Annotated in this window: 1 protein-coding gene and 2 pseudogenes; 1 reads left to right on the forward strand and 2 read right to left on the reverse strand. The window is 61.7% G+C overall.

What is annotated here, in order from left to right; genetic code table 11:
• Positions 1–5,480 (reverse strand): annotated as a pseudogene (locus tag HBA54_RS29560) (hypothetical protein); the annotation flags it as partial.
• 514 nt (positions 5,481–5,994) lie between these two features.
• On the reverse strand, positions 5,995–13,461 hold the full coding sequence (locus HBA54_RS28345) for a type I secretion C-terminal target domain-containing protein (RefSeq protein WP_167232021.1): 7,467 nt from the start codon (positions 13,459–13,461) through the stop codon (positions 5,995–5,997).
• Between the two features lie 607 nt (positions 13,462–14,068).
• Here HBA54_RS28345 and HBA54_RS28350 point away from each other — a divergent pair.
• Positions 14,069–14,225: pseudogene (locus HBA54_RS28350) on the forward strand (IS5/IS1182 family transposase); the annotation flags it as partial.

Consider the following 14,225-nt stretch of genomic DNA (forward strand, 5'->3'; position numbering starts at 1 on the left):
CCGCCGGTGCCGCTGTCGGCATTGATCGTGTCGTTGCCGGCGGAACCGCCGAATTCGGCAAGATTGGTCTGAACCGCCAGGGCCGCCGCCGCCGCCGTCGCCAGGGCACCACCGGAGATGGTGTCGTTACCTTCGCCGGCGGTGATGCTGTCGTTGCCGGCCGTTGTCGCGTTCCAGGCGGTATTGTCGCCATAGGCATCGGCCGTACCGCCGTCCTCGGTGCTCACGGCCATGGAGTCGCCGGCCACCAGGTCGCCTTGGCCGTTGGCATTGTCGAAGCCACCGGTGGAGATGATGTCGTTGCCGACCGAGCCGACCACGGAGTCGTTGCCGTTGGTCGCCTGGGACGTCGCCTTGCCGCCGCCGGTGGAGATCGCCTGGGCATCGCCCGCCACCACGTCGTCGCCGCTGGCATCGCCGTCGGAGGTGATGTCGTCGTCGCCGGCCACGCCGCCGTCGAAGGCCAGGTTGGTGTTGGTCGCCGTCGCCGTCGCGCTGGCAACCGCCTGGGCGCCGCCGGAGATGCTGTCGTTGTCATCACCGGCCACGATGGTGTCGTTGCCGGCGCTGTTGCCTGCGCCGTCGGCCTCGTTCGTGCCCGTCGCCGTCGCGTTACCGCTCAGGGAGATTGCCTGCGCATCGCCGGCAACCTGATTCAGGCCCTCGCCAACGTCGATGTCGTCGTTGCCGGCAGAATTGCCCGTGTAGGTCGCGGTATTGGTGGAAGTCGCCACCGCATCGTCGTCGGACTTCGCCTGGGCGTCGCCGGAGACGGTGTCGTTGTCGTCGCCGGAGCGGATCGTGTCGTTGCCGGCCTCGTTGCCCTCGTCGCTGTCCGCCGTATTCTCGGAGACCGCTGTCGCGGTTGCACCGGCTGCCGAACCCAGAGCCTGGGCGTCACCCGCGATGACGTTGTCCCCGCCCATCGCGTCGATGTCGTCGTTGCCGGCCTTGTTGTCGTCGTCACGGTCGCCGGCCCCTGCCTTGTTCACCTGCTCGGCGTAGGCCGTGTTCCCGGCAATCGCCTGGGCCCCACCCGAAACCGAGTCGTTGGCATCGCCGGAGCGAATCGTGTCGTTGCCCGCGGTGTTGTCGTCGTCGCTACCACCATTGCCCGCGGTGTTCTCGCCGTAAGCCGAGGCGGTGTTGTCGGAGATCGCCTGGGCGTCGCCGGCAACCTGATTCTCGCCTCCATCCGCCTGGATGTAGTCGTTACCGGCAAAGGAGTCATCGTCGATCGCCAGGTTGGTGGTCCGTGCCTCGGCGTCGCCGGCGGCCCGCGCCTGGCTGCCACCGGAGATGATATCGTCACCGGCGCCGGCGATGATCGAATCGTCGCCCGCAGAGGCACCCCGTCGCGCGGTATTGGTCACCGTGGCCGTTGCATCGTCTTCATCGCTGACCGCCATGGCATCACCGGCCACGGCGTTGTTGCCCTCGCCCGCCTTGATGGTGTCATTGCCTGCGGCACTCGTCTTATCCCGGGCCCAGTTATCGGCTACCGCATCAGCCTGGGCGGATTCCGAGCGTGCCATGGCGTCGCCCGCCACTTCGTCACCATTACTGCCGACATTCGTAGAGATCAGGTCGTTGCCGGCCGTGCTTTCATCGTCGGCCCGGTTACTCTGATCGGCGTAAGCGGAGCCAACCGCCGAGGCCAACGCCCCACCGGAGACCGTGTCGCTGCCGCTGCCCGACGTGATGGTGTCGTTACCTGCCTGGGCACCCTGCTCGTCGACATTATTGTCGCCATAGGCCTCGGCCGAGCCGAATTTGCCCGTGGAGATCGCCAGCGCCTCACCGGCCACCAGGTCGTCGCCACCCTGGCCTTCGCCACCGTCGCTCACGATGTGGTCGTTGCCCGCCGAGCCGCCATACAGAGCGTCGTTATTGGTCTCCGCATAGGCATAGTTCTCGCCGTAGGCCAGGGAGCCGCCGGAGACGGAGTCATCCCCGTTGCCGGTGTAGATATCGTCGTCACCGGCCACCGCGCCGTCGCCATAGGCAGAGTTGTCGGTGAAGCCCTCGGCGCCATCGGCCTTGGCCAGGGAATCGCCGGCTACCAGATTGTTGCCCTGCCCGGCATCGATGATGTCGCTGCCGGCCGTGCCGGAGTCGGCAATGCCTTCACCGCCGTCGCCGACGGTGTTTTCCGTGCGGGCCTCGGCAAGCCCCCTTTCGCCGCCGGCGGCCACCGCCGCTGCGTCACCGCCGATAACGTCGCTGCCGCCATCGCCCAGACCACCTTCGCCGCCATCGCCGTAGATCGTGTCGTTACCGGCGGAAGCGCCTTCGCCGCCGTCGTAATCGCCATCGCCGGCCTCATTTTCAGAGCGGGCATAAGCATAGCCAACGCCCTCACCGCCGTCAGCCACTGCCAGGGCATCGCCGCCGATTACATCGTCTCCATCGTTGCCTTCGATGTAGTCGTCACCGACCGGCGCATCGGATGCGCCGTAGATCGCCAGATTGACGGACTCCGCAAACGCATTAGCGCTGAAGCCTTCGCCGCCGTCGGCGATCGCCGTGGCGTCGCCGCCGATGGAATCGTTGCCTTCGCCGCCATAGATGATGTCGTTGGCGAAACCGGTGTCTTCCCGGAAGCTGCCGTCTTCCTGCTTAACACCGTCTTCCGGGCGCTTGTAGCTGTCGTCGGAATAGGCAAAAGCGCGCGCCGAAAACTCGCCGGTTGCCAGCGCATCGCCCGAAACCTTGTCGTTGCCATTGCCAGCGTCGATGGTGTCATTGCCGCCCAGGATTGCGATGGCATCCAGTTCCGGCCCCTTGAATTCGTCCTTGAAGGTCGGGCCGCCGTCGCCAAGATCCTTCACGTTGTTCAGCGCGTCACCGGCGATGACGTCGTTGCCGGCGTGATCCTGGTCGTCGTCGGGCAGGCCGTCGGTGCCCAGCGAACCGTCGCCGTCGATGTCGCCCGCGCCGTCGCCGTAGATCTGGTCGTCGCCGGTGCCGCCGTCCATGGAGTCGTCGCCCTGGCCGCCGATCATGAAATCGCCGCCGGCGCCGCCGTACATTTCATCGTCCCCGGCCGCGCCGAAGAGGAAGTCGTTGTGGTCGTTGAACAACGGCTTCTGGGTCAGACCGGCCGCGCCCTCGGGCTCTTCGCTGGTCTGGCCTTCGCCGCCGTCGCCGCCCGTCAGCTCTTTGTACTGCTGCAGGACCTTATCGGCCTGCTCGTCGACCAGCGCCTGCGAACCGCCGTAGAGGGCATCGTTACCCTCGGCACCCAGCAGGACGTCCGGGCCGCCATTGCCTTCAAGTTGCTCGCCACCGGCGCCCGCCTGCAGGTAGTTCTGCCCGGCCAGGGGGTCGTCGTTGTTCTGACCCGGGTTCAGGTCGTCGTTGAGCGGATCCCAGGGGTTGCGGTCCAGGACATCCGTCGGAATCGCCAGCGCTTCGAAATCGAGCGAACCCAGAGGAATCTCTGTGCCCTCGATGGTCTCACCGGTCGTCACGTCAATCTGGAAGGCAAGACCGTCGATCTCGCTGATCCCCCAGAGGCGGCCGAAGGCGTCAAAAGCCAGACCGAATTCCTCCTCGGAAACCGTCGCGTCGATGTCGCCCGGCAGAATCTCGACAAGCGGCGGCGCCAGCGTGATGCGGACCAGCTTCACATTGGCGCCGTCCTCGCCCATCGCGTAGAGCACGTTCGCGTCGTTCGGGTCGGCGGCGAGGCTGCTGAGATCGACACCCAAACCGGCTTCGGTCGTATCGATGCCCGGCACAGCCGTCAGCTCAAAGGTGCCGTCATTGTTGAAGGTGATTGAATAGAGGCCTTCATCGTCGCCGAGCACATAAAAAGTGCCGTCGGCGCCCACCGTCAGGCCGTTCTCATCGGGGCTGACACCGCCATCCTCATCCCACATCTCCAGGACTTTAGCGGTCTCCGGATCGACTTTCAGAATGCGGTTGTTTTCATCGTCGTAGATGAAGAGATGGCAGGAATCCTCGCCCTGGCCGAAGGTCATCCCCTCGAAGTCGCCGGACAAGGTCTCGCCGTTGAAGGTCAGCTCGCCGACCTCCGTTTTCACACCGGTCACCAGATCAAGCTCATAGAGAGCCTTATCGTTGCCAATGATGTAGGCCTTCGTCGACGACAGATCGGTGTCGTTCAGGGTGCCGTCGGTGGGGACGTTGTTCGTCGTCCAGTCGCTCTGGCTGTTCGTATCGTCGGAATCCACCCGCGAGAAGATGTGGTGATTGCCGGTGAACTGGCCGTTGAAGGTCTCGAAATTCAGGTCCAGCAGCGGAGAGCCGAAGCCCGCCGGCGCGCCGGCGAAGTCCGGATTGGTCAGGCCGCCCAGGTCGTCCTGGGTCGTGTTGGCCGCGAAGGTGTCGACCGACTGGTCGCCGTCAACGTCCTCACCGTCGCGGAACACCACGTTCACCGCGATCGGATCGGTGGTGTCGTCGCCCAGGTTCCAGAAGGTGGCGCCGTCGATATCGAAGCCACCGACCACGTTGCCTTCAGAATCGAAAATCCGCGCAACGATGGTCTCAACCCCGACACCGTCGTCCACAAGATCATCGGCCAGTTGATAGAAGACGATGAAGCCGCCGGCCGGAATCGTGATGCCGTCGGGAATCGCGAAAGTCACCACGGCACCGTCGGGGTTCAGGATCTCGACTGTCAGGTCTTCCGTCGAAAGCGCATCGTCGGAATTGTTCAGCAGCTCGATGAAGTTGTACTCCTCGGGCTCTTTTTCCTTTACATCAACTTCATCGAAGCTGGGTGAAAGTTCGTCGCTGATCCCTTCACCACCAGGGAGTGTGTCGCTCGGCTCATCGCTGCCCGGCAAGCTCGGAATCTCCAGCGCCACCGAAACGCCGATCTCGTTGATCAGCAGCGGCGGCGGGGCAAACTCGTCTTCCAGTTCCAGCGCCAGTTCGATGATATCGGGCTCGATGTCGATCAGATTGAATTCGAGTAATGTCGGATCGATCACGCCCTGTGCCAGCAACAAGTCGATGATGTCGCCCAGATCGTCGTTGTACTCCGTCGCACCACCACCCTGGGCGCCCGGACCGGCAGCCGTCTCGAGGTTGGCATCGTCGGTACCAGCAAGCGCCAGAGCCTGGCTCAGCAGCACGTCCGCACCCACTTCCGTGCCTGCCACCGTGAAGGTCGGCGCATCGCCGCCCTCAACCACCGTCACCATATCAAGGAAGATAATCTGGCTGTCCGGCGTGCCGTCGCCGTCGTCGTCGAAGGCCAGGATGAAGTTGGCGCCATCGACCTGAACCTGCGCCCCACCCGGCGCGAAATCCAGATTGTAGGTCTGCCCGGCTGTTGTCTGGATCTCAACGGTCTGTCCCGGCGCCGGGCGTGAAACGTTCACGGGCGCCGCAGCCTGGCCGACCACGGCCGTGCTGCCTTCGTTACCGGTGACATAGGTGTTCTCGGCGGACTCGGCCGAAGTGTCGTCCTGACCCTCAAAGCCGCGGGTGAGATCGTCCGTCATGTTTCTATTCTCCCATTTAGACCAGGTTGGGCGTTCGCGGGCGCAACAAAAAGGCGCAGCCAAACACCCGGGTGCTGATTAATCCGATTACCCGCAGTTTCTTAGAAGCCTGTGGCAATAACAAGAAAACTTGTGTTAAAAACGCCAGTAATATGTATGAGGTTATTGAAACAAACAGCCCGAAGTCACAAAAAGGGTTAAGAAAACTACCCAAAAGGATTAAGGATCTCTCTTGAGTAGTGCAAAATGTCTCAAAAATACCCTCTAGTCGTGTCCGGATTTTATTAACTTATATGGTTAATTTTTTTGCTCTGAGGTTATATTCAACAGACTCCATCAACTAACGGGTGTGTTCGTGGAGAAAGACTTGGGGGAGCGGGTCTGGGGTATTGATTCCCAGGCCCTGGCAGAACTTATGGGGCTTCTGACAACCAGCTAAGAGCGCAAGAAAGAAAGGCGGCCCCTCTCTACGAGGGACCGCCCTGTCTTTGGCAAGCCATCTGAAGCGTGCCGATCAGACCGCCAGATTGTTGCCATCGATCAGCGACTGGATGATCTGCGTATCCGTACCGATGGCGGTTAGGTCGCCGACGCCTTCAAGCACGATGTCCAGGGTCGGCTGGAAGCTTCCCCCGCCGTCATGATCGACATGGACCGTCGTATTGGTCCCGTCGGAGCTGAAGCTCAGATACTCCGTCAGATCCGCCGCTGAGGTCGTGCCGTCTACCGAGATCGGCAACAGATCGTCCAAGTCGATCACGTCGCCACCTGGACCAGTATCGAAGTCGGTGATGGTATCGGTTTCCGACGCCTCAAACACCGTCTCGGTGACAGACACCTCGACATAGTCGATCTGAAGGAAATCGTCGTCGTCCTGATTCATCAGGATCATGGTGATCTGATCGTTGTCTGCGCCGCCGAGATAATCATCGATGTTGCTGGTGATCGTCCCGTTGTAGTCGCGGTCTCCACCGTTTCCGCTCTTCACTCCCGATTCCAATATCTCCCAATCCGAAGTCGCGTAGTTCCAGACCGCGAAGTGCGCATCCGCGGCGGGGTTGCTACCTTCTTGACGCCCCTCAATCAGCAGGTCGATCTGCGTAATGTCGGAGACATCCTCGTCGATGGTGAACTGCGCCCAGAACACCGCATTCGCCCCGTTGTCCGGCTCGGCGGTCGTCAAACGGGATCCATCGTCCGATACATCGAGAGCATTGTTCCCCGTGACATCCACTGGATTGGCGAAGCCGTCATTGCCCACCGAAGGGATCGGACCGTCGTCCAGGTCATTCGGCGTCCCCGTATTGCTGCCGCCCGTCGGATTCACTTCGAAGTACTGCGCGGTCCCTGCCGTCCCGGTGAAGTCGTACTGGGTAGTTGTCTGCGAGGCGATCTGGGTTTCGCCGTGGTCACCCAGGCCCCAGCGGAAGGTATCCTGGCCGAGGCCGCCGGTCATGACGTCATCGCCCTGCCCGCCGACCAGGGTGTCGTCGTCGGCGCCGCCGTCCAGGCTGTCGTCGCCAGCACCACCCAGCAGGGTGTCGTTGCCGTCACCGCCCAGCAGGGTGTCATTGCCGTTTTCCGCAATAACCTCTGTGACCGTCGCGACCGAGGTGCCGCCAGGCCCGGGCTCATAAACACCGTTTAGGACGGTGCCGTCGCTCAACGTCACGGTGAAAGGAATACTGTTGGCGCCGAAGGCTGCGCCCACATCGGGTCCATTGTTGTCCGTTTCGACACCGAAGCGGAAGGTTTCCCCAGGCGTGAAGGCACCGGGCTCAAAGGAAATTCTGAGGGTCGTGATGTTGTTGGCGGTCGTTTCCAGGTTGATCTCGCCGGCGGATACGTCCGAATTGGCGTCAACCACGAACTCTTGGTTGTTCTGAGACGGATCGAAATTAAAGCCACCGGTCCCGGACACATCGATGGAAATCTCAGTAACGTGGATACCGCCCACGACCGCAAGGAAGCTGAAGCCGAATTGGTCCGACTGTACCGGATTGGTGTTTCCGCTCCGCACATCAGCCAAAATTCTTCGAGAGTTGTCGCCGATCAGCAGATCGTTGCCCGTCCCACCTTCGATGAAGTCGTTGCCGGAGCCGCCGTCGATGGTGTCGTCGTCGGCGCCGCCGTCGATGATGTCATCGCCTTCCTGGCCGAAGATGGTGTCGCTGCCGGCACCGCCGTTGATGGTGTCGTTACCACCGCCGCGGCCGACGCCGTCAGCCAGGGATTCACGGCCGAAGTCGTAGAGCGCCTGGTTGTCCGGGTCGCGCAGGAAGTCGGCGATTTCCTGGTTCACGGACTTGTCGGAATCCTTGTCGAAGAACCCTTCGTCGACGAGCTGCTCGATCACCGCCCAGCCCGAACCCGGCGGGGGCGTGTTGCCCGTCAGCTCCGCGGCCAGCAGATCGGTGAAGATCGTATCGCCGAACATCAGGTCGCCGCCACCGTTGCCGGTGATGACATCGTCGCCCAGATCGGCCAGCGAATTCACCTGGGACAGGTCGCCCAGCACCTGCTGCAGCTGATCGCCGGTATCAATGTTGTCGGCATCGCCGTCATCGTCGAGTTGATCGAGGAAATTGTCGGCAGTGCTGTTGACGTTGATACCGATGGAATCGACCGTGCCAAAACCAAGCAGGCCGGCGTACTCGCTGACGGTATCGGCGTTTTGGGTGCCAGGAAGACCAACATTGCCAAGGACGTGGTCCACGGCGCCTTGATCGCCATTGATATCAAAAGTGACGAGGTCGCTTTCCTGGTCCCCGCGATAGGCCCGGTTCGGCGCGCCATCGGAGATGAAGATCGTCTGGTTGAAGTCAGGATTATCAAGCGTATTGTTCGCGCCGCTGAACCAATCCAGCGCCCCATTAAACCCGGCCTCGTAGTTGGTGAAGGCACCTGGAATGGCACTCACATCGAAAGCGATCGCCGCGTCCAACTGTTGCTGGTTGATGACACCGTTGGTCACAATATCGAAGGTACCGGAACTCTCGGCATCGAAGCCGAAGGTCACCATGTGTACCCTGACCGTGGCGCCGGCAGATCCAGCCAGATTCTGAAGAAGCGCATCGACCGCTCGGTTCAAAGCCTCGGCACGGGTGATGGTCTCGCCGTTGAACTCGATGGTGTTGTCACTCATGCTTTGTGAAACATCCAGCACCAGAGCGATATTGGTCGTCTTGTTGATCAGATCGCCACCACCGACATCGCCGATCAACACGTCATCGGTGTTATTGCCGATGATCTCACCGTCCGGCTGACCGTCCGGGTTGTCGATCCTGTGGTCTGTGGTCTGGTTGGCAACATCACTGACGTTCTCGCCGACAACCAGAACCGGATCAGTTTCGACCTCGGCACTCTCCATATCCGTCACAAAGGCCGTGTTGTCGCCGGTGTTGCACTCCACGTCCCCGTTGTTCGGATCGATATTGGTGTTCTGCTCAACCGTCCGCGCCTCGGCGGAGAATTGCACCAGGCCATCGGAGGAGGATTCGTTGGTGACCTGAAGGTCGATATTGACGCTGCCCGGCCCGTTGGTGCTGGACACCAGGAAGACCGCCGTGTCGGCCGTGCTGTTCACGTCGTCAAAAGTCACACCCAGGGGAAGGCTGTTGATCGTCTCGTCATAGTTGAAGCCGGCGGGGATCGTGATGGAAACCGTGTGAACCTCCGAGCCGTCAGTGAAGTCACCGAAAGTCGCCGCCACCGTGATCTTACCGCTCTCGCCCACACTGAAGGCGTTGCCGGAATCGACACCGTCGGTGATCGAAAGGATTTCAACCGAAAGGCCATCGCCCTCACCGTCGGCCACCGCGTCCACGTCGATGGCGAAGTCGTCGTCGCCCATCGCCGTGTCCGAACCGTCGACCGCCGTCGCCTCGACGTTGAACGTCGCATCGACGTCCGAGTCCGCCGGCGGCGTCGCCTCGATCAGACCCTCGAAGTTCTCAACGCCGCCAACCAGCGTCAGCGTCAGCACGTTGCCGCCGCCACCCGCCGAAGAGTCCACCTGCGCATCCGCAAGGGCGTTCAGCACCCAGCCCGCCGGCGCCGTGATCACCACCTGCGTCAGCGTGTCGCCCGGCGTCGTAACATCCGCCGTGATCTTGACCTGCGCCGTCGTGTCTTCCTTGATGCACTGGTCCGGCGTCTGAACCACCAGGCCGACATCAGGCTCGCCCGCGGCTTCGCCGGAGACCGTCTGGTCGTCCATGGCTATGGCGACGTTGTTGGTCTCGTCGCACTCGTGGTCCTGGGTCGTGGTCTCCTCGGCCCGGGCGGTCGCCTTGAAGAAGAAGCTGCTGTCGTCAGTCACACCCTCATCCGGGGCGGTGACCTTGAAGCTGTAGTCGAGGCTGGAGACACCGCTGCCGACCGTGAAGACGAGATCGCCGTCGTCGTTCACCGCGGCCTCCACACCGTCGGGCAGATCGTCAAGATCGCCGATAGTGAAACCGTCCGGGATCTCCACCACCACAGTATGGGTCTCGGAACCATCGTCGACATCGCCGAAGGTCGCCTCGACCCGCACCGTGCCCATCTCGCCGGCGGCGAACTGGGTTTGCGCGTCGTTGCTGTCGTTGACAGTGATGTCAACCGTCACCGGATCGGCGACCGCGTCGAGCTTCACGTTGATGGTGTTCTCGGTCTCGGCCGTCGTCACCTTGGCGCCGCTGAGATCGTCGTCGAACTCCGTCGTGGTGGTCTTGATCTTGATGGCGAAATCGATGTCGGAGTCCTGCGGTGCCTTTACCGAAAGACCGGCCAGGTCGACCGAGGGCGTGCCCGCGTCGCCGAAGGTCAGGATCAGCTCGCCGTTCTGGCCGAAGCTGTAATCCGCCTCGACCGTCTGGTCGCTGCCCTTGAGGGTCAGTTCGAGGGTACCGCCCTGCTCATCCAGGGGCTCACCCTGGTCGTCAAGCAGCATGGTGCCTTCCGGCGCGTCTTCCAGGCTCACAACCATCTGGGTGATGGCTTCGGAGCCGTCGGCGTCCTGGATCTCGGCGCTGAACAGCACCGGCACCACCAGCGGCCCGGTATCCTGCTGACCCGCCACGTTCCCTACGCCGTCCTCGAAGAGGGCGATGGTCAGGCTGTTGCCGTCAACGATGGGATCGGCGCAGTTCTCGAGCTGGCTGTAGTCGCCGAACATGGTGGCGGCCTCGGCCACCACGCCGCCGATGACGAAATCGATGGAGGTCTCGGTCACCGTGGTGTCGGCACCGTCCTTCGGGTTGCCGTCGGTGAAATCGCCGTCACCGTCGAAGGCATCGTCGTCGTACTCGGTCGTGGTGGTCTCAACCGTCAGGGTGAAGTCGGTGGAGTCGTCAATCGGAAGCTTGATGCCGACCTCGCCGGAAAGATCGACGGACTGCAGGCCCGGCGCATCAAAGCTCAGAACAAGGTTCCCGCTCTCGAAGGAAACTGTGCCGCCGAGAACCTCGTCGCCGGTTTCCAAGGGATCGCCATGACCGTCAACCCAGGCGCCGTCGCTGGCGCCTTTATTCAGCACGATCCGGGTGATCCCTTCGGAGCCGTCGTTGTCCTGGGTCTCGGCGGTGTATTTCACGTCGATGCAGAGCGGCGATTCCTGATCGTCCGGACCATGCAGATCCGGATCGTCGTTGCCATCTTCTGCGAAGACAAAGGCACCGTTTTCATCGATGCCGCAGAAACCGCGGTCATTCTCCGAATAGCCGCCAGTCTCGACTGCCACAGGCCCGGCGACACCTTCGACCTGCACGTCGAAGCTGGTTTCGGTGGTCTTTGAATAGAGCGTGACCTCGCCCTCGGCGTTCACCTCGGCGGTGGTCGCCTCGACCTTGACGGTGAAATCGTTGCTGTCGTCAACCGGCAGCTTCACCTGGATCAGGCCGGAGAGGTCGATGTCGTTGCCAGCGGTGGCTTCACCGAAGCTCAGCACAAGGTCGTCGTCCACGAAAGAGACCGTGCCGCCGGCAATAACGTCGCCCACCTCCAACGGCTCGCCATCGGTACCGACGAACATGGCGTCCTTGTCAGCACCCTCCAAGGAGATCTTGATCCTGGTGATCGCCTCGGAGCCGTCCGTATCGATCAAGGCTGCGCTCAGGTTCGACAGCGGTATCATCAACGGCGTTTCACCGTCGTCGTCACCGTGGTTTTCAGGCGCGCCCTCGTCATCTTCGGCGAAGACCAAAGGCCCGTCCGGCGCCGAGATCTCGGCGCCGTCGGCGATAGCCTTGACTTCGACGTTGATGACGGCCTTATGGGTCGCTTCGTTGTTGTCCAGCGTCAGCTCGCCGTCGATCTCGAATTCGGTGGCGGTAACCTCCAGGGTGAGCTGGAAATCGTCGTCGCTGTGCTGCGGCAGGCGCACTTGGAAGGGCGATTCAGAGTCACCCGAAAGATCAACAGACTGGACCCGGTCGGCGGCATCGAACAACAGAGTCAGCACGCCGTCGACGATCTCGATCTTGGCGGTCGCCAGCCCGGTCGAACCGTCGGCGAAGTTGGCGACAACCTCAACCGATTCCTCGTTGATCAGCACCTGATCGCCGATCATGAAATTGGTTGCCTCGTCGTTGTCCGTCGCGGAAAGCCCTACCTCTAGGCCCTGGGAATCCTTACCCAGGGGCTCGGATTCCGTGGTCGTCGCAACCGTGATCTTGGTCAGGCTCTCGGAGCCGTCACCGTCGGTCACCGCCGCTTTGAAGCCGGCGCCGAAAATCGGCGCCTGGTCGTCGTAGCAATCGACCTTGCCGTTGCCGCCTTCGGCGCCGTCGCCCTGAATCAGTTCCGGAGACTCTTTGCCGCCGCCAATCGGCACGCCGTTATCTTCGTCATAGGTCCGGGTGACAACGGGTACCTCACAGTCATCGCCCTCATGGTTACCGCCCTCGCTGCCCTCATAGTCGAACTGGCCAGAGACGTCCGTCGGCTCATAGTCCTTCTCACCATCGAGAATGAACTCGGGGTTGTCCGCCACGGAATCGATAATAGCGGTGGCCGAGCCGGTGATGACAGAGGTATCGCCGCTGTCAGGATCGGAAATGACGGCCGTGACCGTCAGGGGAATGTCGACGCCGCTGTCCTCCGGCGGCAGCAGGAACAGGCCCGACGCCAGATCGGCCGGCGTCAGCAGCGGGGTCGTGCCGCCCGTCGTGAGCACTTCGTTGGCATCATCGGAACCGCCGACGAAGAAGCGTGCGCCTTCTGGAATACCAGAGATGGTGAAGGACACCAGCTCCTCGTTGTCATCCGGCGTGAAACCGATGATGAGCTGCATGGGAAAAGTCTTACTCTCGCAGTCATCCTGATCCGGCTGCCAGTCCTCGAAACCGCCCTCGAAGGTGGTGACGGAGCCTTCCCCGCCATCGGTTTCGGTCAGAAAGGTCAGCGTCAGCTCGCCCTCGGCCTCGTCGAAGGCAAAGGGGTCGTCTTCCAGCTCAATCAGACCAAACTGCAGGGCGGTTGGTGGGATCACACCCTGCGCGGCCAGAAGATCAATGATCTCGCCCAGATTGTCGTTGTATTGCGTCGCACCACCGCCCTGCGGGCCCGCGCCGGCCGCGGTCTCAATGGTGTTCTGGCCGGGATCGGCCAAGGCGAGAGCCTGGCTGACCAGGATATCGGAACCGATTTCCGTACCGGCAACCTGAAAGACAGGACCGCCAGCGGCGCCCTGGTCCGATGCCAGGTTCTCAAAGACCAGACGGCTGTCGATCGAGCCGTCCCCATCGTCATCAAAGCCGACGACAAGATCGTCGCCATCAATAAGGACCTGGGCCGCACTGGGATCGAAATTGAGGACAAAGGGTTGTCCCGGTCCGTATTCCACGACAACGGACTGCCCCGCCGCAGGGCGGCTCAGGACCTGCGGCTCAACCGCCTGTCCGATCACCTGCCGGGCCTCGCCACCGACGATCTGGTCGTCGGCATAGATGTCATCGTTGGATTGGATCTGGTCGCCACCACGCTGCAGATCGTCGGTCATTACCCATCTCCCAATGGTGCCTGCTGCCTAAGACAGGCGCGCACCGGAGAGAAACTCCGATGCGGTTGAATATCCTTTCGCGCTACACGCGAAATCGTCGACTTTGAGCGGTCGAAGTTTGTGGGATTGTTGTGGCATTTACAAGAAACCTTCGAACTAATCCCATGGCTAATTGTATGTGTTTTTGGCTACAAATGGTTAACACCGTGGGTCGGGCTTTTAAACGGCCTGCGGCCCAACCTCTTCACAAATCAGTGATTTGAAGGAAAATTCGCCGCGTTCCATTAACCATGCTGTGGCAATTAGAAGCTTTGGGACATCGGAATGATCAGACAATTCAACGCTCTATGCGTTTAACTCGCGCATGGGAAATCCGCTCGGGCGAGCTTCGGTGCCATGATTAATTACCCGTAATAGTCGCATCCACTCCGAGAAAACCCGGGGCGTACCCCACAGAAGCGCTAGAGCAGATCCCGGTCGGATGGAATCGCTGGAGGCGATCCATCGACCGGGTGAAGCTGCTCTAACAGGCTGCTGAAAAAGGGCTCGCCGAAGTCTTTTGGTCGTGATTCTCTATGGCGTTTGGTTTGCGATCATGGAGGGCGCGATGCGGGGCGAGGATCGGGAGAGCGGAGCTCTATTTTCGTATGTGAGCTGCGAAGCGCGGGTACCGGGCGATCATCCCTTGCGGGCGATCCGGGCGATCGTGGACGAGGCGTTGGAAGTCCTCTCGCCGGAGTTCGAGCGTCTCTATTCGAAGATCG

This window comes from Pelagibius litoralis, assembly GCF_011683915.1.
Classification (GTDB): domain Bacteria; phylum Pseudomonadota; class Alphaproteobacteria; order Kiloniellales; family Kiloniellaceae; genus Pelagibius; species Pelagibius litoralis.